Genomic DNA, 25601 nt, shown 5'->3' on the forward strand with positions numbered 1-25601 from the left:
GATTGTGAGGGGCCGGACCATCCTTCCCCTTCTAACCTATATGCATACGTTGAGCTGACGCGTGGATTCAGGGCTGTGCAAGCTGACTCAATTCGGCAAAGAAGGTATGCATATCTTGGGGTACCTCTCCATAGGTTAGATTCCTGGCGACGTCTTCTCTGCTTACGCGGAATTTTTTAAGAACGGAGTTTCCGCTTATGAATATTTCTTTCCCATGCGCATCACGGATTGGTAGTGCGATATCGCTAGCTGTTGGATCAGCAGGGATAACAAGAGCGTGCTCGGCGAAGAAGGCGGTGACATCGCCTTGAGGTGATCCAGCTGCGCGAGCTATGGCGCTCGTGCAGAGGAGATGGTTCTCAATGTGCCTACGCCGCCATTTCATGGCTTTGAAATGGGGTTGTTTGGAAGTGAAAGACTTGTCGATAAGATCATTACCGACCGTCGCATGTGGCTCATCGTCGCGATCCCGAATGCTGATTGCCCGAAGGCCAGGAATCTCCGCCAACAGCTGGAGGTAGAGTTGCTGCCTCTCGCCGGCAGATCCCGTCCAGTACCAAGGGACAACGTTCTTGGGCCACGCAAAGTTTGCTTGTTTAGCGATTAGCTGGAGGAAGCGCCAATCGCTCTCGGCTTCCAAGATCAGCATACGTCTGTGCTCCATCAAGGAGTGCAGGGTAGGGGTCTGGATCGTCCCAATCCCGCCAAGAACCTTGACTTTGCCCACTTCCTCTTGGAGGTACTTTGCCTTTCTTTCTGCGACAGCCAGAATTTTCCCATGATCGTAAAAGCGAATCAGTTCAGGAGAGTGTGTGGCCATCAGTACTTGCTTGTTGCGGAGGCTTGCAACGTGCCCGAGGGACATAAGCAGTTCCCTCTGCAGGGTCGCGTTCAGATGTGCATCCGGCTCATCGAGAAGAACGACGTCGACATCGGGTGAGAGTGCGAGGGCGTACACGCTCAGCCATTGGAGGAAGCCACTTCCCTCCACCATAAGGTCTCTTGGAGTGTATTTGGGGTGTCGCTTGAACGTGTCACCCTTCAGTTCACCCTTGGCGCTCTCTACACGAAGGTAGCTGTGAAATCTCTCGTTGAAAGGAACGACCCTCAAATCAGTGGCAAAGATGGACTGCATCGTGCGTAGCAGGATCTCCCAAGGGTCGTTCGAGCGCAGCCATTTCAGCGAGGAATCCTTCAACTTTCTGCTGTTTCCACGCAGGCGTTCACGTTCCCTCCTGTTGTGTTCGTGCAGATCGAATAGGACGTTGCGAATGACTCCACCCGATAGGCCTTGGCCTATCAGACGTTCTCTCATGGCAGGAGTCAGTCTGCCTTCACGATCAGTGATGCCAGCGAATGGCGGTAGATATCCCACTCGCGGGACGTTGCCATCGATCGGCTCGCCCTTTGCGTTGACGATCTCAGCAGCTACCAGATTCGTTGAAGTGGTTCGCACAAAGAGACGATCATTGGCCTGTGACAGACCAATCTCCAAGTGCCGCTCCTGTTTATCGGGCAGGTCCCAATAGACGCCAATCTTCAGTGTATAGCCGTCGGGCTCGTCGTCCTTGCTAGTCTTCAGATTGGTCCAGAGATGGCTGAGCGATGGAATTTGCATCGGCGTGAAATCCGCAATACCCATGCCCAGGCCAGTTTTGTTCTTGGTTTGCAGCCAGCTGGATCGCCCTTTCTCGATCTCTAGCATAGTCTTGCAGAACTGCCAGATAGCGAGAGCTTGCAGAATCGAGGACTTGCCGGAGTTGTTTCCTCCAACAACAAGCGAAAGGCCTTGATCAATCTCTATCTCTGTGTCCCGAAACTGCTTAAAGCGATGTAGCGTGATCTTCTTTATATGCATGTATCCCCCTAGAAATTTTTCATTTCCATTTGCGACGAAGTCAATGCTCAGCCGATTTCGTTCGGCGAATTCTCCGTACCCGCTACCGTAGCAGGAGGCGGAATGGAATTGGAGTGACCTAGGAGCTGGAGAGAAGATGCGCTCCCTTCAGTCTGACGGAGTAGGACAGCTGCGCAGCAGGGGTAGCTGGCTAGAATTGTGTCCAATGTTCCACCACGATTGCCAGATTCTAGTTGGCGGCGCTCTATCGGGCAGACGAAGAGAGATCCTTGCATGCTGCGCAGTGTTGAGGGCAGCACATTGATTGACTTGGTTGACGGATTCGTCTGCATCGCCGCCATCTCTCAAAAGCAATGGGCCGATGTGCTTGAGGTCGTTCGCAGAGCCAAACCAATTTCGATATCATCAGATAGTCAAGAAAATCACCTCAAACGGTGGCGAGGACATGAACGCAATTGATCGAGATATCCTGATCGTCGGCTTGTTTATCGCTTCTTTTGCCGTCTTCTTTGTCGGGTGGGCCTGCTGGCTCGCAGCGCGTCGGCGGCCTTGCCGGCGATCTGAGCGGAAGGTCTGAGTGAGCCTCAGGGCTATTCACGCCTAGATCTTCTTGGTCTCAGTGCCACTCGCCCAGGCTACTCGGGGCGTACCCCTAGTCGGTGCCCGAGAGTGTTCCCATAGTTGGGACGCCGATGTGTTCCCATAGTTGGTGTTCAAGTGCCCAACTATGGGCACGTGGCTACATGCGGCATGAGGAGTTCCCTGAACGCCAGCCTTATTTATACACCAGTCAGTTCAATATTCAGGGTCGATTAGACCCCTAACGGATAATTCACACCTGTCGACCGCCTCCTCTCTCTCCCCCTCCCGGGAGGCGGCCGACGAAACCAAAATAATTAAAGGTGTGTCCCGATGAACAAGAATTCGCTGCTCGCCCTGGGTCTTCTGGCTGCCCTGCCGTTCGCTGCATCGGCAACCGATGGCCTGTCGTACAACTACGTTGAAGGCGGCTATGTGAACACCGATGCCAAGGGCGGCGACGCCGATGGCTGGAAGGTGAAGGGTTCCGTGGCGGTGCACCCGAACTTCCACATCTTCGGCGACTACAGCGCGCAGGAGACCGACAAGTTCAAGAACGACGTCGACCAGTGGCGCATCGGTGCCGGCTACAACTACGGCATCGCACCGAACACCGACCTGGTGGCGCGTGTCGCGTACCAGAAGTTCGACATGAAGCACGGCCTGGACTTCAACGGCTACTCGACCGAAGTCGGCGTGCGTACCGCGTTCAACCCGTACGTGGAAGGCTACGTGATGGCCGGCTACGAGGACTACGCCAAGAAGCACGGTATCAACCCGGACGGCGAGTTCTACGGCCGCGTCGGCGCCACCGCCAAGTTCAACCAGAACTGGGGCCTGAGTGGCGAAGTGAAGCTGGCCAAGGCCGGCGACCGCGAGTGGTTCGTGGGCCCGCGCTTCACCTGGTAACAAACGCCTGTCGTTAGAGCGTGTTGTGCTGGCGTGTGACTCTCTCTCTCTCCCACACGCCAACCGAAGCCCGGCCTCGCGCCGGGCTTCTTCTTTTCTGTGCATCCGGTAGAGTGCAGGGCCGCAGGGCGGTCCTGCAGAGCCTGGCGCGGCGGATTCCAGCGCAATCACGATCAAGGGACATGATGAAGATGAAGGCGATCACTGCTGTGGCAGCACTGCTGCTGCTGGGAACGGCGCAGGCGCGTTCGAGCGCCGAGTGGAATCTGAAAGGCGCCAACCGTTCGGAAGGCCGGGTTGTGCTGACCCTGGTGAGCAAGACGCCCGAACTGACACCAGCCAACCGGCAGGCGGCCGAACAGACCGCAACGCGCCAGTGTGCAACCTGGGGCCTTCCCGCTGCCGAACTGAACGGTGAGATCGAGCGTGCGTGCGATGGGCGCAGCCGTTTCGGCAAGTGCAAGCGGTGGCAGTTCACCATGCCCTTGCAGTGCAGTGCCGCGGTTTCACAGTGACGTCGTGTCGTTTGCCGCAGGGCATGGGGGTGCCCCGGCGAGGTGTTCGACTGGCTGCGCGAACGCGGTCTGCCAAGCGGTCGCTGCCAGCGTATCGCCCGGAGTGGGCCGCAGCAGTTCCATGTAGCGCAGGAATGCACGGTACTGCGCGCAGGACGGAACGAGAACTGCTCCGTCGCCGGTCAGGCGGTTCCGCTATGATCCCGGCACGTCGCCATTGACGATGCACCCGCCTCAAGCCAGCAGGAACTGCCGTGAACACCCAGCCCGCCCAGATCACCGCTCTCAATCACACGCCCGACAACGAGCCGCAGCAGATCACCGCGCCACTCACCCATTCGGCGGCGTTCCTGGTGCTGAAGGTGAAGGACGACGTGGCGTCGATCGCCAAGGCGCGCGAGGTGCTGGCCAGCACTGATGATCTGATCAAGAACACCGCCATCCGCGAGATCGAGCGCACTTTCACCTGCAACGTGGCCATCGGCCATCGCGTGTGGCAGCCGCTGGTGGGCTCCACGCCGCCACGCGAGCTGAAGCCGTTCCGCGAGATCAAGGGCGCGACCCACACCGCTGTGTCCACGCCCGGTGACCTGCTGTACCACATCCGCGCACGCACCATGGACCTGATCGTGGCGTTCGAGCGCAACCTGCTGATGGCCTTCGGTGATGCGGTCGAGGCGGTCGATGACGTGGCCGGCTTCCGCTACTTCGATGGCCGCGACCTGCTCGACTTCGTCGATGGCACCGCCAACCCGGAAGGACTGTCGCTGCCGGAAGCCACCATTGTTGGCGATGAAGACCCGGAGCATGCCGGTGGCAGCTACGTGGTGGTGCAGAAGTACCTGCACAACCTCGATGCCTGGCGCGCGCAGAAGACCGAGGCGCAGGAGGCGATCATCGGACGCACCAAGCACGACAACATCGAGCTGGATGATGCGCCGGCCGATGCGCAGAAATCGCACAAGACGCTGTGCACCATCGAAGACGCTGACGGCGAGCACGAGATCCTGCGTGACAACATGCCGTTCGCCAACCCGGGCCGTGGCGAGTACGGCACCTACTTCATCGGCTACACGCGCCGCCTGTGGGTGATCGAGAAGATGCTCGAGCGCATGTTCATCGGCAATCCCGCGCCGCTGCACGACCGCATCCTCGACTTCTCCACCGCCACCACCGGCGTGACCTTCTTCGCGCCGTCGCGCAAGGTGCTGGCCGACCTGGGCGAGTGATCGCGCCGGGCCATCACGGCCCGCCATCTGCCTGTCATCTATGGCGCCGACCATGGCGCGCTGGATGGGAGTGCAGGAGGCTGGCGATGGTCATGGCAGGGAACAGGACCGGCGTACGCCGCTGGTGGCGGCCACTTGCCGCGTTGTTCGGGGCATTGGCACTGGGGAGTGCCAGCGTTTCCGCGCAGGAGGCTCCCGCACACTGGATGGCCTACGCCACCACCGTGGGTGGCCAACTGCAGCAGCGCCTGCAGCAGGAGCAGGACCCGCAGGCGCAGCGCGTGCTGGAATGGCTGCAGGCACATCCGGACACACCGACGCCGCTACCGGTAAGCCTGTGGATCGCCGCGGACGGCCGCATTTCGAAACTGGAATTCGACAGCCTGGGTGATGCCCAGGTCGATGCCGACCTGCGCGCGACGCTGCAGGCTGCGCCGTTGCAGGCGGCCCACCGGCCGACATGCGCCAGCCGCTGCGTCTGGGTTTGGCCCTGAGCCCGTAGATCCACGCCATGCGTGGATGGCGCGCCGATTGCCCGCAACAGCCACGCATGGCGTGGCTCTACTGCGTTGCCACCTGCGGCTCGCGCGCGGCCGCGCTCCATGCGCGCAGGCCGAACACGGCCAGGCCGAGGAAGAACACGTACAGCGCGGCGGTCACATGCAGCGACTTGAACAGGTACGCACCCACATAGACCACGTCCACGGCGATCCATACCCACCAGCAGGCGACGTGGCGGCGTGCCTGCCACCACTGGCCGACCAGGCTCAGTGCGGTCAGCATCGCGTCCAGCCACGGCAGCGCGGCATCGGTGAAGGTGTGCATCCCGGCGCCCAGCATCACGCCGCCGCACAGGCCGATGGCCAGGTCACGCAAGAGCTTGCCGCGCGCCAGCGGCACGATGCGGATGCTGCCCTCATCGGCGGCGTGCTGGCGCCAGTTGAGCCAGCCATAGACCAGGAAGCCACCGAAGGCGACCTGCAGCAGGGTGTCCGAGTACAGCTTGGCCTCGGCGAACACCAGGCCATACAGCGTGACCGACAGCAGGCCCACCGGCCATGCAGACAACCGGCGGCGGGCCATCAGCCAGACGCCGAGGATGCTGCACAGCGCGGCGCTCCACTCGAGCATCACGCTGCTCACAGCGCGAACGTCACCGACAGGCGGGCCTGTCGTGGTGCACCGGGGAACAGGTAGTAGTCACCGCCGCTGCTGCCGGTATCACGCCAGTAGAAGCGGTTGAACAGGTTGTCCACTGACAGGTTCCAGGTCACCGCGCGCTCGTGCAGGCGATGCTGGAAGCGCAGGCCGGCATCGAATACCGAATAGTCCGGTGCGCGCACGCCGCCGTCGGCACGTGCCACGTTGGCACCGGCATAGCGCCAGCCGCCGGTCACGTCCAGGCCCCGCACGAACGGCAGCGCGTAGGCCACGTGCACGCTGGCGCGTACCTTCGGCACGTTCACCAGCTGATGGCCTTCATAGGCTGGCGTGCCGGTGTCGCGCGCACGCGCCTGCAGCACGCTGGCGCTGGCCACGATCTGCAATGCATCCGTCAGCTGACCGTTGGCGGTCAGCTCCAGCCCGGTGTGGGTCTGCGTGCCTTCCTCGACGAAGGTGTAGCCCACGTCGCTGTTGTCCGGCTTGGCGTACTGGTACGGCTGCGAAATGCGGAACACGGCTGCGCCCAGCGTCAGCGCCTCGACCGGCACGTACTTCAGGCCCACTTCCAGCTGCCGCGACTGCACCGACGGCAGGAAGGTATCGGCATTGCTGGTCCAGAACGGCGCTTCCTGGCCCAGCGAAATGCCGCGCACGTAACTGGCGTAGGCGTTGAGCTGGTCGGTGGCTTTCCACACCACGGCGGTCTGTGGCAGGAAACGCGACAGGCGGCTGTGGCGTTGCGGGGTGCCGCGCTTGTCAAAGGCGCGCTCGTCCAGGCGGACGAAGCGGCCACCGGCCAGCCACTGCCAGTCGTCACCGAAGCTCATCCGGTCCAGCGCGAAGAACGCGGTCTGGCGGCTGTCCAGGCGTCGTGCGGATGGGCCCGGCATCTTCGGCGATGGCGCGAACACCGGCACCGGTGCCTCGTGGATGTTGCTGGTACCGACGTACTCGTTGACGCTCGGGCGCCTGTCCACGGTGCGGCGGAAGTAGTCGGCACCGAGGGTCAGCTGGTGGCCGACGCTGCCGGTCTCGAAGCGGCCACGCAGTTCGGCACGGGCCTGCTGGTTGCGGCGGGTGTCGTCCGGGCTGCGGTAGTCGTAGATGTCATAGTCGCCGTCGGGTGCGAAGTAGTTGCCCGGCACGCTGCCATCGGCACATTGCGCGGCGTAGTAGCAGCCGTAGGCGAAGGCGACGTTGTCATCGATCACCGAACGGCTATGGCCTACCGATACACGTGATTGCCAGGCGTCGTTGAAGTCGTAGGTATGCAGCGCGGTGATGTTGGTGCTGGCGATATCCACCGGGCGCTGCCACGGCTGGTAGCCGAGCAGATGCTCGCGGTCGACACCGCGCGGCAGGTCACGCGCGCCCAGCAGCTGGTAGCCGGACACCGAGCGCTGCGAGCTGGTCTGGTAGTTGGCATCCACTTCCAGCTTGCCGCGCTCGCCGATCAGCCAGTCGGCGGCCAGCGAGTAGAAGTTGCGGCGGCCATCGGCGTGCTCGACGTAGGAATTGCTGGAATCCCATGCGGCATTCAGGCGCACGCCGAAGCGCGGGGTGATCCAGTGGCCGACATCGACGGCAACGTAGCGCGAGCCTTCCGAATCGGTGCCGAGCGTGGCGGTGCGCACTTCCGCCGGGCGCTTGCCGATGTAATTGATGATCCCGCCCGGCGCCATCACGCCTGCCGCCAGGCCGGCTTCACCCTTGAGGATCTCCACCGACTGCACGTTCTCCAGCGCCAGGCGTTGTTCGCCGGCGATGGACAGCCCGTTGAAGCGGTAGCCGGTGGCGGCGTCCAGGGCGAAGCCGCGGATGGCGATGTTCTGGTAGTAGCCCACCGGCGCGTAGGCATCACCCAGCGAGGCATCGTTGCTGGCCAGCTCGGACAGCGAACGTAGCTGGCGGCGGTCGAGATAGTCGCGCTCGAGCACGTTCACCGACGCCGGCGTGTCCTTCCACGAACCGCCACCGAAGGCGTTCACGCGCGAGGTATCGGCCTTCGGCTTGCCGGCTTGCACGCGCACCGCCGCCAGTTCGGTCGGCGAGCGCTCGGCGCCGGTGGCAGCCGCATCAGGGGATGCCTCGGCCTCGCTGGCGTGCAGTGGCAGCGCAGCGCAGAGGGCGAGGGAGAGCAGGGTGGGGCGCAGGCAGCGGTTCATTCGGTTCGTCTTCGGACAACAAGGGAGACGAAGCGACGGCGCGCAGGTGCACCGGCCCATGACGGGGGTGTGGCTGCGGCTCAAAGCTCCCTACGCCGGTGCAAACCGGATCAGGTTCCAAGGGACTCTCTCAGCCTGGCAGATCCAGGCACCCCCGCTTCAGGTGACCATTTCACTACAAATGGTACGGATTTGCGAGCGCCACCCAGGGTCAGATCCCTTTCCTGCGGAAAGGGATCTGACCCCAACGCTGCATCAACCGGATCACGCGGCGGCGTGCAGGGCCTGCAGCAGTGCCTGCCCCGGGGCGGTATGGAACCACGCCGGATGGCCAAGCATGAAGGGCTGCCACGCCACGTCGGCATTGGCGGTCGAGCCGGTGACGCCCTCGAAATACTCCACTTCGGACAGTGCGAAGTCGAAATGCACCATCGGCAGCAGGTCGGCCAGCAGGTGCACGCGTGCCGCCGACAGCGGCAGCACCTCACGGTAGCCATCGAGCAACGCCAGCGCGATATCGACGCGCACGGCCTCCATGCCGCGCGCCACCTCCAGCCATGCCACGGCGTTGCGCTCGATGGCGGTGGCCAGGTCGAACAGTGCGCTGGTGGGCGAGGCCAGGCCGAAATCCAGCACGGTGCTGACCTGCCCGTCGCGCCACAGCAGGTTGGAGACATGCCAGTCGTTGTGCGCCCACAGCCGTGGTTCGTCGTGCAGGCGCTCGGCCAGGCCCGTGTGCCACGGCAGCACGTCACGCCGCAACTGCGCTTCCCACGGAATGCGCGCGAGATAGCGGGCCAGGCCGGGGCGCTCGTGCAGCCCTGCCTTGATTGCCGCCACCGGATCGTCGGCGCGGATCAGATCATCGCGCGCGACCAGCAGATGGGTGCTGCGCTGGGGCGCGCGGTAGCCGTCGGCAGCACGGTGCAGCTGGGCCAGCATGCGTCCGGCTTCACGGGCCTGCGCGACGTCGGTCAGCAGCGACCACGACACCGCGTCGCGGTACAGGTCGTCGCCTACGCCGACGTCGTGCAGTTCAAACGTCCATTCGCCGTGTTCGACCGCGGTGTGACCATCGGTCGCTGCCAGCACCTGTGCCACCGGCACGCCAGCAGCGTCGAGATGGGCGATGAAGCGGTGTTCTTCTTCCAGGCAGGCCGCGTTGCGCACGCTGTGGTGATGGCGCTTGATGAACACAGCGCCGCGCGTGCCATCGACGATGGCGGCAGCCGACAGCGGTCGCGGGCTGTGCCAGCGCGGCTGGCTGCCGCTGTGCAGCTGCGGATAGCACTGCCGCAACCACGCGATGTCCGCCGCGCTGATCGGTGGCCAGTCGGCAGCGACCTCGTCGTTGTTGAGGCCCTGCACGCGGTGGGAGGAAGACGTCATGCCGCAGCCCGAGAGGGGAAAGTCACATCCAAGGCTGCGCATTCAACGCCATGCGCGCGGCCAACGCAAACGGGCGGGTCATCGACCCGCCCGTCCCTGCCATCGGCAGAGTAACGCCGCTGTGCCGCTTACCAGCCGCGATGGCGACCGCGGTCGTGGTAGTAGCGGTTGTCGTAGTAACGCTCGCGCTGCCAGCGGCGGTCGTCGCCACGGTTGTAGTAACCGCTGCGGTAGTAGCCACGATCGTAGCGGCGGTCGTAACGGTTGTCGTAGTAGCGATTGTCGTAATAACGACGGTCGCGGCGGTCGGAGGTGGTCAGATTGCCGATCGCGCCGCCGGCCACGGCACCACCGACGGTGGCGGCAGGATCACCGTTGGAGAGCAGGTTGCCGGCCACGCCACCGACCACGGCGCCGACCAGAGTGCGCTTGTCCTTCCTCGACATCGCGCTGGCATCGCTGACCACGGCGACACCGGCAACCAGTGCCAGAGCCATCGCCAGACCACGGAAGCTGAGTGTGGAAGTACTGAGCATGTTCGTTCTCCTGTGGGGTGCATGCCACGCTGGGCAGGGAGGGCGCGGGGCGCCCCGGCTGCCGTGATGTCCACGCTGGCGTTCCAACATTGCCGGAACATTGCCTGGTGCACCGAGCGGCTTGCGCATTCATCTAGCGGCAGGCGGCATGAAGCAAGGCTGAAAGCGGCTGCGGCCGCTCAGCTGGCGGAAAGGAAAAGGGCCGCGGAGGTGGCCCCTCCCTTCTCTGCCAAGGCGTTGGCATGTCCGACGCCCATCGCTTTCTGGGCCTGCCGCGCCTGCTCCTGCGGGGTCTCCTGCTGCGGCTGCAGCACGTCAGGCGCGCTCTGCACCGAACCGCTGCGAAGCGCCAGGCTCTGCCCGCTGGCGGCCGGACATGCGCCGGTCGATTCCTTCGACCTCGCATTGTTGCCGGTGCGATTATGTGAATCGCGTCTCAGATTTTCCCGTCACGCAGATAGTCGAACAATTCGGCATCGCCCTTCAGCCCCAGCTTGAGCATCGCATCGCCTTTCTGCCGGCTGATGGTGCTGACGCTCTTGTGCAGCAGCAGCGAAATCTCCTTTACCGTCATGCCGGTGCCGAGCAAGCGCAGCACCTCCACCTCGCGCGGGGACAGCGGCTTGCCGTCGCCCTCGCGCATGCGCCAGCTGCCGGCCGCTTCCACCCGCTCGCGCAGGCTGCGGCTGATGTAGGGCTGGCCGCGGTAGACCGACTGGATGGCCTGTGGCAGTTCGTCCATCGACGAACTCTTGTCGACCAGGCCGAGCACGCCGCTGTCGAGTACCATGCGCAGGATCGCCAGGTTGCTGGAGACGCTGAGCATCAGCACCGGCAGGTCGGGATGGCGGCGGCGGATCATGCCGATCATGGCGAAGCCGTCGGCCTGCGGGCTGCCCGGCATGGAGTAGTCGGTGACCAGCAGGTCACAGGGCTGGCTGGCGAGCAGGGTCATCAGCGCCTGCGCGCTGTCGGCCTCGCCGACCACGCGGCCGACGCCGCTCGACTCGATGACGGCGCGGGTACCGATACGGACCACGGGGTGATCGTCTGCGATGATGATGCGCAAGCTCATGCTCTAGTATGGCCATCGGGCACGCCGGACCGCGACCATCGCGGTCCCTGGCAGGATTCTAGGAGATCGACGCAGATGCGTAGGTGGGCTGTTCGCGGGCTGCTCCTGCTGCTGGCGGTGCTGGCGCTGCCCGTGGCCCAGGCACAGCCGGCCCCTGGCCTGCTGCCGCTCAGCCCGTTGCAGCGCGAATACCTGGTGGCGCATCCGACCATCGTTGTCGGGCAGTATGACAGCGGCTGGCCGCCCTTCGAGTCCCTCCGTGATGGCAAGCAGGTCGGGCTGGGACCGGACTACCTGTCGCATCTTGCTCGCCAGCTCGGTGTGAAGGTCGAGGCGCGCCGCTATCCGGACTGGACATCCGTGCTGGATGCGGCATGTCGTGGCGAGATCGACGTGGTGATGAATGTCGGCCTCAGTGCCGACCGCACCCGCTGCATGGTCTATACCGCAGCCTACAGTGAGGCGCCGCTCGCTCTGGTGGGCCGGCCCGATGACCTGCGTGCCTCCGACATGCCGGACCTGGATGGGCTGAGGGTGGTGATCGAACAGGACTTCCTGACCGGTCCGCAGGTGCGCGCCCGATTCCCGCGTGCCCGCCAGCTTGTCGCAAACGACACGTTGAGCGCATTGCAGATGGTCATAGACGACAAAGCGGACGTCTACATCGGCAATGCCTTCGTCGCCACCGAGCTGATTGCCAGCCGGCGCCTGCAGGGCGTGGCGCTGTTGCGGCCGAGCGACCTGCCCCCCGAACGGTTGCACTTCGGCATTCCCAACAGCAAGCAACCCCTGGCCGAAGCCCTGGACCTGGCGCTGGCCGCGACCAGCCAGGCCCAGCGCGATGCCCTCGCACAACGCTGGTTGTCACCGCCGCACTGGTCGGCATCGGCGCAGCTGGCGCTGAGCCAGGCCGAGAAGCGTGTGCTGGAGCAGCCGCTGATGATCGGTTTCGCGCCGAATGCCGCGCCCCTGTCGTTCACCGGCGAGGATGGCCGGCCCAGTGGCCTGACCAGCGAGTACCTGCAGCGCCTGATGCAGGCCGGCGCCAACCTGAAGGTCGAGAACAGCCACGACTGGTACGAGGTGCGTGAGAAGGCCCGCCGCGGTGAACTGCAGGCGGTGATGGGCATACCCGTTGATTCGCGCTACCTGGGCCCGGACTGGGTGTTCAGCCAGCCCTTCATCAGCGTGCCGAACGTGATTGTGGTCAGGAGCGATGGCGAATCGCTGCTGGGCCTGGCCGACCTGCAGGGCAAGCGCGTGCTGCTGTCCGACCCGGAGCGCGTGCGTGGCTATGTGCAGCAACAGGCGCCGCAGGCCCGGATCATTGCTGCGCGGAGTGCCGAGCAGGCGCTGCAGCGCCTGCTTGAGGGTGAAGCCGATGCCTATGTGGGCAACCTTGCCGTGGTCGATCACCTGCTGCGCAGCCGTTTCCCGGGCGGATGCAGGTCGCGGCTCCGGCCGGTTTCAACGACCAGCTGGCGCTGGCGGTGGATCGCCGCCATGCGGCCCTGGCCACGACCTTCGATCGCCTGCTGCTGCAGATGACCCCACGCAAGCGCGAGGCGTTGCGCAGCGCCTGGCTGGCGGTGGAGTACCGCAATGGGGTCGACTGGAGCAATCTGCTGCGGTGGGGCGTGCCCGTGCTGATGGTGCTGCTGACCGCACTGCTGGTGCATGGCGTGGGCCATTGGCGGCTGCGCCGTGAGGTGGCAGGACGCCGCCAGCTGGAGCAGCGCCTGGCCGAGGTGACCGACAACCTGCCGGCGGTGGTCTACCAGGCCCGTCGCGATGCCGATGGCACGCTGAGCTTCCCGTTCATCGCCGGTGACCTGCCTGCGTTGTTCGGTATCACCCGTCAGCAGGCCGAACAGGATGCGAGGGTGTTGCTGGAACGCGTCGAGCAGGAGGACCGCGCGCGCATCCTGCATTCCATCGAGCAGGCCGCGCACCAGTTCGCGCCGTTGATCCTGGAGTTTCGCCTGCGCAGCGACGGGGAAGGCGTGCGCTGGGTGCGCAGCCAGGCCCATCCCTACGCCGCCGAAGAAGGCGCGGTGATCTGGAGCGGGTACTGGGTGGATGTAAGCGAGGCGCGGATGCAGGCCGATGCACTGGCGGCGGCGAAGGCGGACGCCGAGCAGGCCGCTGAGGCCAAATCGCGTTTCCTGGCCACGATGAGCCACGAGATCCGTACGCCGATGAGCGGCGTGCTGGGCATGCTGGAGGTGCTGGCACACTCACCGCTGGACAGCGAGCAGCAGCGCATCCTCGGCGTGATCGAGGATTCGGCGCAGATGCTGCGGCAGATCCTCGACGACATCCTCGATTACTCGCGGCTGGAAGCGGGTGCACTGCGCCTGGAGCCGGTACCGCAACCGCTGCGGCCGCTGCTGGAAAGCGTGTGCCGGTTGATGTCGGCGCAGGCCAGTGCACGCGGGCTGGAGCTGCATGTGCAGATCGACCCTCAGCTGGCGGCAGCGCACGAAGTGGATGGCGTGCGCCTGCGCCAGATCGTGTTCAACCTGCTCAGCAATGCCATCAAGTTCACTGCGCGCGGCGAAGTGCGGCTGCAGCTGGAGGTACTGGGCCCGACCGCCGACGACGGCAGCCAGCCGCTGTGCCTGAGCGTCACCGACACCGGCATCGGAATCGCACCGGAACAGCTGCAGCACCTGTTTGCGCCGTTCACCCAGGCCGGTGCCTACATCCAGCGCGACCATGGTGGTACCGGCCTCGGCCTGAGCATCTGCCAGCGCCTGGTGCAGATGATGGGCGGCGAGCTGGAGCTGCACAGCACGCTGGGCGAGGGCACCCGCGCCGAGGTGCGGCTGGCGCTGGTGGAGGCAGGCAGGGGTGACGTTGAAGCGCTGGTTGCGGAGCAGGAGCAGGCGGCGCTGCTGCCGCCGGCGTTGCGCGAGGCACGCGTGCTGGTGATCGAGGACCACCCGACCAACCAGGCGATGATGGCGTGGCGGCTGCAGCAGCTGGGCGTACCCCATGTGCTGCTGGGCGATGGCCAGCAGGCACTGGACCGCTTGTCATCGGAGGCCTTCGACCTGGTCATTACCGACTGCCGCATGCCGGTACTCGACGGCTTCGGTTTCACCCGCCTGTTGCGCGAGCGCGAGGGCCGTACCGGCCAGCCGCGGCTGACGGTGCTGGCGCTGACCGCCAGCGTGCTGGACGACGATGCGCGCCGCTGCCGCGAAGCCGGCATGGACGAGGTGCTGGCCAAGCCGCTGTCGCTGGCCACGCTGCGCACCGCGCTGCTGCGCTGGCTGCCGCAGGCACAGGGCCAGTCATTCGATGCGCCGGTGCAGGAGACTGTCGCCGACGACGCTGAAGTGCTGCCTGATCTGGCCACCCTGCAGCAGCGCTATGGCTCGCGCGCCGTGGCTGAGCAGCTGCGCGACAGCCTGTTGCAGGCCAGTGAAAGTGATCTGGCGGCGGTGCAGCGCGCCGTGCGGGCCGGTGACCGCGCGACTGCGGCGCTCCACCTGCATCGCCAGGCGGGCGGTCTGGGGGCGATCGGGGCAAGCGCACTGGCCGGGCAGGCCAACGCGCTGGTCGAGCGCCTGCAGGATGCGACCGAGGCCGATCCGGCACCGGTATTCGCCGCTGTAACGGCGTTCGTGGCAAGGCTGCAGCATCAGCTGCAGCGACTGGCTCACTGAGCCGACTGCTGTTGCAGGTAGGCGATCACCAGCGCGCGGCGTTCGGCGCTGGGAAAGGCGTTGTACATGCGCGTGCCGGGCACCACGTGGGTGGGCGACTGCAGGAACGCGTCCAGGGTCTGCGCGCTCCAGGTGATGTCGGCGCGGCGCATGCCGTCGGAATAGCCGTAATCGGGCAGGCTGCCGGCGCGACGGCCGATCACGCCGTGCAGGTTGGGGCCGAAGCGGTGGATGCCGCCAGGCTGCACGGTGTGGCAGCCGGCGCACAGTTCGAACGCGCGCTGCATGGCCTGCTGCCGGGCCTGTTCGGGCGTCGCCGGCGCCGCAGGCGGGCGCTGGCAGGCCGTGGCAAGCAGGGCCACGGCAACGGTGGTGAGCAGGCGGGAGGCACGCATGGGCGGGCAGGATAGCGGTGCGGTGGAGCGGCCGGGCTGCGACACGCGGTCGCAGCCCGGGGCGATCACATGCCCGAGTAGTTCGGGCCGCCGCCGCCCTGCGGGGTCACCCAGACGATGTTCTGGGTCGGATCCTTGATGTCGCAGGTCTTGCAGTGCACGCAGTTCTGCGCGTTGATCTGCAGGCGCGCGTTGTCGGCGTCGCCGACGAACTCGTACACGCCGGCCGGGCAGTAACGGGCTTCGGGACCGGCGTACTCGGCCAGGTTCACCTTCACCGGAATGCTCGGATCCTTCAGCGTCAGGTGGCTGGGCTGGTTCTCGTCGTGGTTGGTGCTGCTCAGGAACACCGAGCTGAGACGATCGAAGGTCAGCACGCCATCGGGCTTGGGGTAGGCGATGCGGGTGTGCTGCGACGCCGGCTCCAGGCAGGCGTGGTCCGGCTGGGTGCGGTGCAGGGTCCACGGCGGATTGCGCACGCCCAGCTTCGGCAGCAGCCACTGCTCCACGCCGGTCATCAGCGTGGCAACGGTCTGGCCCTTCTTGAACCACTGCTTGAAGTTCTTGGCCTGCTGCAGTTCGGTGAACAGCCAGCTGGCTTCAAACGCCTTCGGGTAGGCGCTCAGTTCATCGTGCTGGCGATCGGCGGCCAGCGCGTCGAACGCGGCGTCGGCGCACAGCATGCCGGTCTTGATCGCGGCATGGCTGCCCTTGATGCGGCTGGCGTTGAGGTAGCCGGCTTCGCAGCCGACCAGCGCCCCCCGGGGAACACCGTCTTCGGCAGCGACAGCAGGCCGCCGGCGGTGATCGCACGGGCGCCGTAACCGATGCGGGTGCCGCCCTCCAGGTGCTTGCGGATGGAGGGATGGGTCTTGAAACGCTGGAACTCCTCGAACGGGCTCAGCCACGGGTTCTTGTAGTCCAGGCCGACCACGTAACCAATGGCGACCTTGCCGCCGTCGGCGTGGTACAGGAACGCGCCGCCGTAGGTGTCGCTGTCCAGCGGCCAGCCAGCCGCATGCACCACCAGGCCCGGCTCATGCCTGGCCGGGTCGATCTGCCACAGCTCCTTGATGCCGATGCCGTAGGCCTGCGGGTCCTTGCCTTCGTCCAGTTTGTAGCGGGCGATCAGCTGGCGACCGAGGTGGCCGCGCGCACCTTCGGCGAAGATCGTGTACTTGGCGTGCAGCGCCATCCCACGCTCGAAGGCCGGGCCGATGCTGCCGTCCTTCTCGATGCCCATGTCGCCGGTGGCCACGCCGATCACCTCGCCGTTGTCGCCGCACAGCACTTCTGCAGCGGCGAAGCCAGGGAAGATCGCAACCTCCAGCGCCTCGGCCTGTTGCGCCAGCCAGCGGGTCACTTCGCCCAGGCTGATGATGTAGTTGCCTTCGTTGTGGAAGCACTCCGGCAGCAGCGCGTTGGGGGTGCTGCGCGCGCCGGTCTCGCTGAGGAACAGGAATTCGTCGCGGGTGACCTTCTGCTTCAGCGGTGCGCCGCGCTCGGCCCAGTCCGGGAACAGCTCGGTCAGCGCGCGCGGATCCATCACCGCGCCGGACAGCACGTGCGCGCCCGGTTCGGAACCCTTCTCCAGCACGCACACCGACAGCTCGCGGCCGGCTTCGATCGCGCGCTGGCGCAGCCGGATCGCGGTGGCCAGGCCGGCGGGGCCGGCACCGACGATCACCACGTCGAATTCCATTACTTCACGCGGGGGCAGGGCGTTGGCTTCAGCGCTCATCGATTGCATGACTCGTGGGTAGGGCCGGCATCGGGGCCACCGGCGGTGCCTGGGAATCGCGCGTGATGCCACGGGCGAAACGGTTGTTTGAATGTGTCAGGGTACCGGGCCGCGCGTGATCGAGCTAGATCGATGATGTTCACGTCCGGATTGCTGCAATGCAGCGTAGGGCCGCAGCTCTGGTGGGTGCCGACCTTGGCCGGCACGCTCTGCCCGGATGACCGACAATGACCGGGTCCTGACTGCGCGTGAGTGCCATGGCTTTGCATCCGTACGATCTTTTCGATGTCCGTTCCCTGCTCAACGAGGAGGAGCGCGCGGTGCAGGAAAGCGTCGCCCGCTTCACCAACGAGCGGGTGCTGCCGATCATCGGCGATGCCTTCGACCAGGCCCGTTTCCCCGCCGAGCTGGTGCCGGACATCGCCGCGCTGGGCCTGCTCGGCGCTACCCTGCCGGCCGAGTACGGCGGCGGCGGCCTGGGTGCGGTCAGCTATGGCCTGATCTGCCAGGAGCTGGAGCGCGGCGACTCCGGCCTGCGCAGTTTCGTCTCGGTGCAGAGTTCGCTGTGCATGTACCCGATCTACGCCTACGGCAGCGAGGAGCAGCGCCAGCAGTGGCTGCCGCCGATGGCGCGCGGCGAACTGATCGGCTGCTTCGGCCTGACCGAAGCGCACGGCGGTTCCGATCCGGCCAGCATGAAGACCCGTGCGGTGCGCGACGGCAGCGACTGGCGCATCAGCGGCAGCAAGATGTGGATCACCAGCGGCCCGGTGGCCGACCTGGCCATCGTCTGGGCGCAGACCGAGGACGGGATCCAGGGCTTCGTGCTGGAGAAGGGCATGGCCGGCTTCAGCACCCAGGAAATCAAGCACAAGATGAGCCTGCGTGCCTCGCTCACTGGCGCGCTGTACTTCGATGACGTGCGCGTGCCCGACAGCCATCGCCTGCCGAACGTGAAGGGCCTGAAGGGGCCGCTGGGCTGCCTGACCCAGGCCCGTTACGGCATCAGCTGGGGGCCGATCGGTGCGGCGATTGCCTGCCTGGATGAAGCGCTGGGCTATGCCAAGGAGCGCGTGCTGTTTGGTCGTCCGCTGGCGGCCACGCAGAGCGCGCAGATCAAGCTGGCCGAGATGGCCCGCCGCATCACCACCGCGCAGCTGCTGGCCTTGCAGCTGGGCCGCCTGAAGGAAGCCGGCCAGCTGCAGCCGCAGCAGGTCAGCCTGGCCAAGTGGAACAACTGCCGCATGGCGATTGACATCGCCCGCGAGTGTCGCGATCTGCTTGGTGGGGCTGGGATCACCACCGAGCACGTGGCGATCCGCCACGCGCTGAACCTGGAATCGGTGATCACCTATGAAGGCACCGAGACCGTGCACCAGCTGGTGATCGGCCGCGAACTGACCGGCATCAACGCGTTCTAAGTGCACCGGTAGTGCCGGCCGCTGGCCGGCATTGCGGGTAGGGTGGGCGGCAAGGGACGCCTATCCGGAGATGCAAGCTGAATGAAGAACAATCCCGCTGTGAGGCAGCTGTTGTGCCTCCCGCTGCTCTTCCAAGCCTCCGTGCTGCAGATGGCGTGGGCAGGCAACAGGGATGATGCGGCATGGGCAGGCAGCTATTCGCAGGCGAGCGATCTGTGTACCGAACCGGGCAGCGGACGCAGTTGCCGCGATGGGTTCAGGGACAGCCTGTCGATTGTCGAAGAATCACTCGGCTATAGGGTTGAGCTGCACAGTACCCAGTCGATGCAGCACGTCTGCTCCTTCGTGCTGCATATGAAGCCAGAAGGCGGAAAACTGATTCATCAGTCCGAACCAGGCACAGTGGCTATCGAGAAACATGCAGGTGTACTGAAAGTCTCATCCGGCGGGATCGACCCGACGGCAACGGGCTTGGGCATGTGCGGTGCGCATGCCGATATTGATGGCCTGGAGTTTTCTTCTGTGGGCAATCGCACGCGTTCCGGGCAATGCGATGGCGCGCGCCCCTGATTGATCCAGGCGGAACGCATCCACGCATGGCGTGGATCTACCGCGCGGCTGTTGGGTCCGCCTTGAAGCGAGCCGAGCACCACAGGACCGACGGGGGCGAAGAGGCGCGGGTGTCTGAGCGCAGCGAGTTCCGCGCCGTTCCCCGGCGGGCCGAGGAGCGCAGGGTACCGGTGCGCAGCACCGGCTCGCAGACGGCGGCGCGTTTCTTTTGGTTACTTTTCTTTCCGCGCGGAAAGAAAAGTAACGCCCATGAACGCATGCGCCCGCCACAGCAACAATCAGGCAGAAGAGAGACGCGTGGCGCTACGCCCCACCGGCAAACCCATGCTGCCGCCACGCCTCGTACATCACCACCGCAACGGTGTTGGAAAGATTGAGGCTGCGGTTGTCCGGCCGCATCGGCAGGCGCAGGCGGCGGCCATCGGGCAGGGCATCGAGCATCTCCTGCGGCAGGCCACGGCTTTCCGGGCCGAACAGGAACGCATCACCGTCTTCGAAGGCCACGCTGTCATAGCGGACGCTGGCACGCGTACTCAGGGCGAACAACCGCTTTGGTGCGATCCGCGCCAGCGCGGTGTCCAGGTCGGGGTGGACCTGCAGGCGCGAGTACTCGTGGTAGTCCAGGCCGGCGCGCTTGAGCTGCTTGTCTTCCAGTGCGAAACCGAGCGGCTCGACCAGGTGCAGCTGCGCGCCGGTGTTGGCGCAGAGCCGGATCACATTGCCCGTGTTGGGCGGGATTTCCGGGTGGAACAGGATCACGTGGAACTGGGGCGCGGCATTCATCGGCGCAGTGTACCTGCGACGACCGCCGCCTTTACGGCGCACGCCCTGCGCGGGGCAGGGCGGCACCGGTTACGGGCGCAGCAGGACCTGGGCGGTTTCGGTGGCCAGGGCCTGCAGGTCGGCAGCGCTCGGACGCACCTGCAGGGCTGGCAGGTTGACGATGACCGAGTTGGCGACGTTGGTGGCAGCGGCAGCCAGGGTGGCGGCGTAGCGCTGGGCTTCCAGTTCGGCGGCCAGGGCGACGCGCTGTTCCAGGCTCGGGCGCACTTCCACCGAGGCCAGGGTGGTGATCGGCATCGCGGCGGCGACCGGGGCGGCGACGTAGCCGTTGCGCTCAGCCAGCTGGTCGGCGCTGGGGCGCACTTCCACGGTGGCCAGGGTCGGGATGCCGCTGGCCTGTTCCCAGGCCTGCTGGGCCAGCTGGTCGGCGGCAGGGCGAACCTGCACGGTGGACAGGGTCTTGATCGATTCGGAGGCCTGCACCGACGAAACAACCGCGGTGCCGGCGATCAGGGCGATGGCGATGGCAATGGTCTTGGCGTTCATGACGGGGCCTGTTTAGTGTTGGTGAGCAGTGGTGTGGTAGTAAGGTAGTACACCAGTTCTGGGCATGCAAGAGAAATTTTCGATTTCCTGCACTTGTTCAGTCTTCAGTCAGCTTTTGTCTGAAGCCCTTCTTGGCGCAGGAAGTACCAAGCAATCCGCGTGCCAACTTTTAGTTATTGATTTGCAAGGCTTTTATGTGGTCCCGAAAGTGTCCGCTGGGCGGACACCTGTCCATTCGATAAGCCGCGGACACTGTCCGGACGCCTTCAGCCGGCGTCTGTGACGTTTCAAGAGCGCCCCTGGGCGTCGGGCTGGATGGCCATCTGGGCAAACACCCCCAGTGACTGGCGACCGATTCCGGCCGCCGCGCGCGCAGGCTAGGATCGGGGTTCACCTATGTGACCAAGGATCCGGATATGTCTCTCGCCCTTCGCCCGCGCGCTGCACTGCTGGCCGTCGCCCTCAGCACCGCCCTGGGCACGCTCGCGCCCACCCATGCGCTCGCCGCCAAGCCGGCGGCACCGGCCAAGGTCGATATCCCGTACGAGCAGTTCACCCTGCCCAACGGCCTGCGCGTGATCGTGCATACCGATCGCAAGGCGCCGATCGTTGCGGTCAACGTCTGGTACCACGTGGGCAGCAAGGACGAGCCGGCTGGCCGTACCGGCTTTGCGCACCTGTTCGAACACCTGATGTTCCAGGGCAGCGAAAACCACGACGGCGAGTTCTTCGAGCCGTTCAAGCAGGTGGGTGCCACCAACCAGAACGGCACCACCAACACCGACCGCACCAATTACTTCGAGAACGTGCCGACCACCGCGCTGGACATGGCACTGTGGATGGAATCGGACCGCATGGGCCATCTGGTCGGTGCGATCGACCAGGCCGCGCTGGACGAGCAGCGTGGCGTGGTGCAGAACGAGAAGCGCCAGGGCGAGAACCAGCCCTACGGCCAGGCCTGGGACCAGCTCAACAAGGCGCTGTACCCGGTGGGCCACCCGTACCACCACGGCGTGATCGGGTCGATGAACGATCTGAACGCGGCGTCGCTGGATGACGTGAAGACCTGGTTCCGCACCTGGTACGGCCCGAACAATGCGGTGCTGGTGCTGGCCGGCGACATCGACCTGGCCACCGCCAAGGAAAAGGTCGCCAGGTACTTCGGCAGCATCCCGGCCGGCCCGACCATGGCGCAGCCGGCGGTGAACGTGGCCAAGCGTAGTGCCGACACGCGCGAGACGATGACCGACAAGGTACCGCAGGCGCGCATCTACCGCGCCTGGAACGTGCCGCAGGTCGGCACCACCGAGGTCGATCAGCTGCAGTTGTTCGCGCAGGTGCTCGGCGGTGCGAAGTCTTCGCGCCTGAGCCAGCGCCTGCAGCACCAGGACAAGCTGGTGGACAGCATCGCGTCGGGCCTGTCGACCTCGCAGTTGGGCTCGAACTTCGTGATCATGGCGACGGTCAAGCAGGGCCAGGACCCGGCCAAGGTCGAGAAGATCATCGACGAGGAACTGGACCGGCTGATCAAGCAGGGCCCGACCGCGGCCGAACTGGAGCGTGCCAAGACCGGTGCCCGCGCAGGCTTCATCCGCGGCATCGAGCGCATCGGTGGCTTCGGCGGCAAGGCCGACGCCCTTGCAGAATGTGCGGTGTTCACCGGCGACCCGGGCTGCTTCCGTACCTCGCTGGCCAACATCGAGAAGGCCAGTGCTGCTGATCTGAGCCGGCTGGGCGCGCAGTGGCTGGACAAGGGCAGTCACACCCTGGTGATCGCACCGGGTGAGCGCGTGGCGCTGAAGGAAGACCCGAGCCAGGCGCCGAAGCCGTTCACCGTGCCGGCGGTGGACCCGAAGTACAGCACCCTGCCCGAGCAGGTCGACCGCAAGGCCGGCGTGCCGCAGACCCGCGAGTTCCCGCAGCTGAAGTTCCCGGCGCTGCAGCGTGCCACGCTGAAGAACGGCACCCAGGTGATCCTGGCCGAGCGCCACGAGATTCCGGTGGTGCAGTTCAGCTACCAGTTCCCGGGCGGCTTCAGTGCCGACCAGGGCCGCAAGCCGGGCACCGCCAACTTCACCATGAGCCTGATGACCGAAGGCGCCGGCAAGCTGGGCTCGCTGGCCTTCGCCGACGCCGCGGATGCGCTGGGCGCCAGCCTGGATGCTTCGGCCGGCCTGGATTCGATGAGCGTGGACCTGTCGGCACTGAAGGAAAACCTGGCACCGTCGCTGGCGCTGTACCGCGACCTGCTGCGCGAACCGCGCTTCGAGCAGGGCGAGATCGACCGGGTCAAGGCGAGCTGGATCGCTGGCATCCAGCAGGAGAAGGTGAACCCGGGTGCGGTGGCGATGCGCGTGCTGCCCCCGCTGCTGTATGGCAAGGGCCACCCGTATGCCATTCCGTTTACCGGTAGCGGTGACGAGGCGGCGATCAACGGCCTGACCCGCGAGGACCTGGTCGACTTCCACCACGACTGGCTGCGCCCGCAGAACGGCACCCTGATCGTGGTCGGCGACACCACCCTGGCCGAGATCGTGCCGCTGCTGGACAAGCAGCTGGGCGACTGGAAGGCCAGTGGCGAGGCCCCGCAGGTGAAGGCGGCCACCGACGTTGCGCTCCCGAATGGCCCGCGCGTGTTCCTGATCGACCAGCCGGGCGCGGTACAGGCCAACCTGTTCGCCGGCCAGGTGGTGGCACCTTCCAGCGCCACCAGTTCGACCCGCTTCGACATCGCCAACGGCGTGATCGGCGGCGACTTCACCTCGCGCCTGAACATGAACCTGCGCGAGGACAAGCACTGGTCGTACGGTGCGCGCAGCAGCGCGGTCAGTTCGGTGGGCCAGCGCCCGTGGATGGCCAGCGCGCCGGTGCAGATCGACAAGACCGGCCCGGCACTGGCGGAAATGCGCAAGGAAATCGCCGCGTTCGCCGATGGCAGCAAGCCGGCCACCGCTGCCGAGGTCAACCGCATCCGCAACATCCAGACCCTGAGCCTGCCCGGTGCCTACGAGACCGCCAGTGCGGTGGCGTCGACCATCGGTTCGATCGTGCAGTTCAAGCGCCCGGACGACTACGTGCTGCGGCGCAAGGCCGAGATCGAAGCGATGACCCCGGCGCAGGTGCAGCAGGCCGCCGCCGAGATCAAGCCGCAGGCCCTGACCTGGGTGGTGGTGGGTGACCTCAAGCAGACCGAAGCGGCCGTGCGCGCGCTGAACCTGGGCGAGGTGACGGTGATCGACGCCGAAGGCAACCCGGTCAAGAAATAAGGCAAGACCCGGCCCGCCATGTGGCGGGCCGGCTCCCCCGGGTAGTGCCGGCCGCTGGCCGGCAACTCCGTGACCCGAAGGCGGGGTCAGAGCCCCCTGCGGGGGATCCGACCCCTCTGCCGATCTGGGGTCGGATCCCCCGCAGGGGGCTCTGACCCCGGCCTCGGCTACCCCCGATTCAGGCTGTTCAGGCAGAATCCCCCATACCCTTCCAGGATCTGCCCATGCGCGTTCTGCTGCTTTCCTCCCTGCTGCTCACCGTCACCGCCTGTACCTGGGTGCCGATCGAACCGGCCGGCAAGGCAACCCGCGTGCTGCCGGCAGGGCCGGTTCCGGCCGGCTGCATCGCCAAGGGCGAGGTGGTGGTCACCGTGAAGAGCAAGGTCGGCTTCTACAACCGCAACCCGCTGCGGGTGCAGGAAGAGCTGGAAACCCTGGCCCGCAACGAGGCCCCGAGCGCCGGCGCCAATGCCGTCCAGGCCGCTGCGGCCCCCGCCGATGGCAGCCAGCGCTTCGCCGCGTTCCAGTGCCCGCCGCGCTGAACGCTTCACCATACGGCCGAGGCTGAATTCGTAAAGATGCGGTGAAAGCCCGGGGTTATAGAATAGCGCCCCCTTTTGCCTGAGCCTTGGCGCTAACCTCGATGCTCTTCAAGAATGTCTCGATCGCCGGCCTGGCACACGTCGACGCACCGCATACGCTGACGACCAAGGAAATCAACGAACGCCTGCAGCCGACGTTGGATCGCCTGGGTATCCGCACCGATGTGCTCGGCGACATCGCCGGCATCCACGCCCGCCGCCTGTGGGACAACGGCGTGCTGGCGTCGGACGCCGCCACCATGGCCGGCCGTAAGGCACTGGAAGACGCGGGCATCACCGCGACCCAGGTCGGCCTGCTGGTCAACACCTCGGTCAGCCGCGACTACCTGGAGCCGTCCACGGCCTCCATCGTGTCGGGCAACCTCGGTGTCAGCGACGAATGCATGACCTTCGACGTCGCCAACGCCTGCCTGGCCTTCATCAACGGCATGGACATCGCGGCGCGCATGATCGAGCGCGGTGATATCGACTACGCGCTGGTGGTGGACGGCGAGACCGCCAACCTGGTGTACGAGAAGACCCTGGAGCGCATGACCGCCCCGGACGTCACCGCCGATGACTTCCGCAACGAGCTGGCCGCGCTGACCACCGGGTCGGGCGCCGCCGCGATGGTGATGGCGCGCGCGGAGCTGGTGCCGGACGCGCCGCGCTACAAGGGCGGCGTGACCCGCTCGGCCACCGAGTGGAACCAGCTGTGCCTGGGCAACCTGGACCGCATGGTCACCGACACCCGCCTGTTGCTGATCGAAGGCATCAAGCTGGCGCAGAAGACCTTCAGCGCCGCCAAGATCGCACTCGGCTGGGCCGTGGAGGAGCTGGACCAGTTCGTGATCCACCAGGTCAGCCAACCGCACACCGCCGCGTTCATCAAGAACTTCGGCATCGACCCGAAGAAGGTCATGACCATCTTCGGCGAGCACGGCAACATCGGCCCGGCCTCGGTGCCGATCGTGCTGAGCAAGCTCAAGCAGCTGGGCAAGCTGAAGAAGGGTGATCGCATCGCGCTTCTGGGTATTGGCTCGGGCCTGAACTGCTCGATGGCTGAAGTGGTCTGGTAAGCAGCCCGTTGCCCGACCTCCTGTAGAGCCGAGCCATGCTCGGCTCACGCGCGCAGCGCGGCTCTTCCGCAGCGGACCGGAGAGCAGCCGAGCAACGGCTCGGCTCTACATTGCGCCGCGACTCTC

General features: G+C 65.7%; 18 protein-coding genes, 3 pseudogenes and 1 riboswitch. Of the genes and pseudogenes, 11 read left to right on the forward strand and 10 right to left on the reverse strand.

Annotated elements, in window-relative coordinates; translation table 11 throughout:
- Positions 1-67 precede the first annotated feature (67 nt).
- Entirely contained in the window at positions 68-1858 is a 1791-nt protein-coding gene (locus DL544_RS00785) for an ATP-dependent nuclease (RefSeq protein ID WP_014645525.1), read from the reverse strand.
- Positions 1859-2131: 273 nt separating this feature from the next.
- Here DL544_RS00785 and DL544_RS00790 point away from each other — a divergent pair, with 273 nt between their 5' ends.
- The 5 genes and pseudogenes from DL544_RS00790 (at position 2132) to DL544_RS00810 (ending at position 5592) form a co-directional block, all read left to right on the forward strand.
- On the forward strand, positions 2132-2317 hold the full coding sequence (locus DL544_RS00790; RefSeq protein ID WP_130768359.1) for a hypothetical protein: 186 nt from the start codon (positions 2132-2134) through the stop codon (positions 2315-2317).
- Positions 2318-2770: 453 nt separating this feature from the next.
- Positions 2771-3346: an OmpO family porin gene (locus DL544_RS00795; protein ID WP_053497769.1), complete on the forward strand. Its 576-nt coding sequence runs from the start codon at positions 2771-2773 to the stop codon at positions 3344-3346.
- Between the two features lie 182 nt (positions 3347-3528).
- The gene (gene yecR, locus DL544_RS00800) at positions 3529-3861 is read left to right on the forward strand and encodes a YecR family lipoprotein (RefSeq protein ID WP_065185560.1); all 333 of its coding nucleotides are present in this window, start codon (positions 3529-3531) and stop codon (positions 3859-3861) included.
- A 254-nt stretch (positions 3862-4115) separates the two neighbouring features.
- The gene (locus tag DL544_RS00805) at positions 4116-5090 is read left to right on the forward strand and encodes a Dyp-type peroxidase (protein WP_139726591.1); all 975 of its coding nucleotides are present in this window, start codon (positions 4116-4118) and stop codon (positions 5088-5090) included.
- Positions 5091-5176: 86 nt separating this feature from the next.
- A pseudogene (locus tag DL544_RS00810) lies at positions 5177-5592 on the forward strand (hypothetical protein).
- Positions 5593-5651: 59 nt separating this feature from the next.
- Here the strand turns inward: DL544_RS00810 and pnuC are convergent.
- From pnuC to DL544_RS00835, 5 genes are all read right to left on the reverse strand, one after another.
- Positions 5652-6221 (reverse strand): nicotinamide riboside transporter PnuC, encoded by a 570-nt coding sequence (pnuC, locus tag DL544_RS00815; protein WP_005420817.1) that lies wholly within the window; start codon positions 6219-6221, stop codon positions 5652-5654.
- A gap of 8 nt (positions 6222-6229) precedes the next feature.
- Entirely contained in the window at positions 6230-8419 is a 2190-nt protein-coding gene (locus DL544_RS00820; protein ID WP_139726592.1) for a TonB-dependent receptor, read from the reverse strand.
- Between the two features lie 70 nt (positions 8420-8489).
- Positions 8490-8585, reverse strand: a riboswitch (TPP riboswitch).
- Between the two features lie 98 nt (positions 8586-8683).
- Positions 8684-9808, reverse strand: coding sequence for a phosphotransferase enzyme family protein (locus tag DL544_RS00825; protein WP_139726593.1), 1125 nt, complete (start codon positions 9806-9808; stop codon positions 8684-8686).
- A gap of 128 nt (positions 9809-9936) precedes the next feature.
- Entirely contained in the window at positions 9937-10344 is a 408-nt protein-coding gene (locus DL544_RS00830; RefSeq protein ID WP_111201231.1) for a glycine zipper 2TM domain-containing protein, read from the reverse strand.
- A gap of 436 nt (positions 10345-10780) precedes the next feature.
- Positions 10781-11419: a response regulator gene (locus DL544_RS00835; RefSeq protein ID WP_005420808.1), complete on the reverse strand. Its 639-nt coding sequence runs from the start codon at positions 11417-11419 to the stop codon at positions 10781-10783.
- A 75-nt stretch (positions 11420-11494) separates the two neighbouring features.
- On the opposite strand from DL544_RS00835, the pseudogene DL544_RS22280 reads away from it, so the two are divergent.
- Positions 11495-15093, forward strand: a pseudogene (locus tag DL544_RS22280) (ATP-binding protein).
- On the opposite strand, the gene DL544_RS00845 reads toward DL544_RS22280, so the two are convergent.
- Positions 15087-15488 carry a c-type cytochrome gene (locus DL544_RS00845; RefSeq protein WP_053497753.1) on the reverse strand — a complete coding sequence of 134 codons (402 nt, stop codon included), beginning with the start codon at positions 15486-15488 and terminating at the stop codon, positions 15087-15089. The pseudogene DL544_RS22280 and the gene DL544_RS00845 sit on opposite strands and share 7 nt — an antisense overlap.
- Positions 15489-15553: 65 nt before the next feature.
- Positions 15554-17229 (reverse strand): annotated as a pseudogene (locus DL544_RS00850) (electron transfer flavoprotein-ubiquinone oxidoreductase).
- A 257-nt stretch (positions 17230-17486) separates the two neighbouring features.
- Between DL544_RS00850 and DL544_RS00855 the strand changes: the two are divergent.
- Positions 17487-18650, forward strand: a complete 1164-nt coding sequence (locus tag DL544_RS00855) for an acyl-CoA dehydrogenase family protein (RefSeq protein WP_139726594.1) — start codon at positions 17487-17489, stop codon at positions 18648-18650.
- A gap of 81 nt (positions 18651-18731) precedes the next feature.
- The gene (locus DL544_RS00860; protein ID WP_139726595.1) at positions 18732-19220 is read left to right on the forward strand and encodes a hypothetical protein; all 489 of its coding nucleotides are present in this window, start codon (positions 18732-18734) and stop codon (positions 19218-19220) included.
- A gap of 303 nt (positions 19221-19523) precedes the next feature.
- On the opposite strand, the gene DL544_RS00865 is transcribed toward DL544_RS00860, so the two are convergent.
- Both DL544_RS00865 and DL544_RS00870 read right to left on the reverse strand, forming a co-directional pair.
- Positions 19524-20003, reverse strand: coding sequence for a tRNA (cytidine(34)-2'-O)-methyltransferase (locus DL544_RS00865; protein WP_139726596.1), 480 nt, complete (start codon positions 20001-20003; stop codon positions 19524-19526).
- 69 nt (positions 20004-20072) lie between these two features.
- Entirely contained in the window at positions 20073-20549 is a 477-nt protein-coding gene (locus DL544_RS00870; RefSeq protein WP_014035556.1) for an XAC0231 family protein, read from the reverse strand.
- A 416-nt stretch (positions 20550-20965) separates the two neighbouring features.
- Between DL544_RS00870 and DL544_RS00875 the strand changes: the two genes are divergently transcribed.
- From DL544_RS00875 to DL544_RS00885, 3 genes are all read left to right on the forward strand, one after another.
- Entirely contained in the window at positions 20966-23815 is a 2850-nt protein-coding gene (locus DL544_RS00875; protein ID WP_139726597.1) for a M16 family metallopeptidase, read from the forward strand.
- Positions 23816-24039: 224 nt separating this feature from the next.
- A complete protein-coding gene (locus DL544_RS00880; RefSeq protein ID WP_005407628.1) occupies positions 24040-24357 on the forward strand; it encodes a DUF4156 domain-containing protein in 318 nt (105 codons plus the stop codon).
- Positions 24358-24458: 101 nt separating this feature from the next.
- On the forward strand, positions 24459-25475 hold the full coding sequence (locus tag DL544_RS00885) for a 3-oxoacyl-ACP synthase III (protein WP_005420782.1): 1017 nt from the start codon (positions 24459-24461) through the stop codon (positions 25473-25475).
- Positions 25476-25601: the final 126 nt, after the last annotated feature.

The organism is Stenotrophomonas sp. pho (assembly GCF_006228405.1).
In the GTDB taxonomy this organism is placed as follows: domain Bacteria; phylum Pseudomonadota; class Gammaproteobacteria; order Xanthomonadales; family Xanthomonadaceae; genus Stenotrophomonas; species Stenotrophomonas sepilia.

Coding starts and splice junctions, on each gene's coding strand:
- yecR (WP_065185560.1), top strand. CDS start 3,529: ATGATGAAGATGAAGGCGATCACTGCTGTGGCAGCACTGCTGCTGCTG.
- DL544_RS00820 (WP_139726592.1), bottom strand. CDS start 8,419: ATGAACCGCTGCCTGCGCCCCACCCTGCTCTCCCTCGCCCTCTGCGCT.
- DL544_RS00860 (WP_139726595.1), top strand. CDS start 18,732: ATGAAGAACAATCCCGCTGTGAGGCAGCTGTTGTGCCTCCCGCTGCTC.
- DL544_RS00885 (WP_005420782.1), top strand. CDS start 24,459: ATGCTCTTCAAGAATGTCTCGATCGCCGGCCTGGCACACGTCGACGCA.
- DL544_RS00865 (WP_139726596.1), bottom strand. CDS start 20,003: ATGAATGCCGCGCCCCAGTTCCACGTGATCCTGTTCCACCCGGAAATC.
- DL544_RS00795 (WP_053497769.1), top strand. CDS start 2,771: ATGAACAAGAATTCGCTGCTCGCCCTGGGTCTTCTGGCTGCCCTGCCG.
- DL544_RS00880 (WP_005407628.1), top strand. CDS start 24,040: ATGCGCGTTCTGCTGCTTTCCTCCCTGCTGCTCACCGTCACCGCCTGT.
- DL544_RS00825 (WP_139726593.1), bottom strand. CDS start 9,808: ATGACGTCTTCCTCCCACCGCGTGCAGGGCCTCAACAACGACGAGGTC.
- DL544_RS00855 (WP_139726594.1), top strand. CDS start 17,487: ATGGCTTTGCATCCGTACGATCTTTTCGATGTCCGTTCCCTGCTCAAC.
- DL544_RS00870 (WP_014035556.1), bottom strand. CDS start 20,549: ATGAACGCCAAGACCATTGCCATCGCCATCGCCCTGATCGCCGGCACC.
- pnuC (WP_005420817.1), bottom strand. CDS start 6,221: ATGCTCGAGTGGAGCGCCGCGCTGTGCAGCATCCTCGGCGTCTGGCTG.
- DL544_RS00790 (WP_130768359.1), top strand. CDS start 2,132: ATGCTGCGCAGTGTTGAGGGCAGCACATTGATTGACTTGGTTGACGGA.
- DL544_RS00830 (WP_111201231.1), bottom strand. CDS start 10,344: ATGCTCAGTACTTCCACACTCAGCTTCCGTGGTCTGGCGATGGCTCTG.
- DL544_RS00875 (WP_139726597.1), top strand. CDS start 20,966: ATGTCTCTCGCCCTTCGCCCGCGCGCTGCACTGCTGGCCGTCGCCCTC.
- DL544_RS00845 (WP_053497753.1), bottom strand. CDS start 15,488: ATGCGTGCCTCCCGCCTGCTCACCACCGTTGCCGTGGCCCTGCTTGCC.
- DL544_RS00835 (WP_005420808.1), bottom strand. CDS start 11,419: ATGAGCTTGCGCATCATCATCGCAGACGATCACCCCGTGGTCCGTATC.
- DL544_RS00785 (WP_014645525.1), bottom strand. CDS start 1,858: ATGCATATAAAGAAGATCACGCTACATCGCTTTAAGCAGTTTCGGGAC.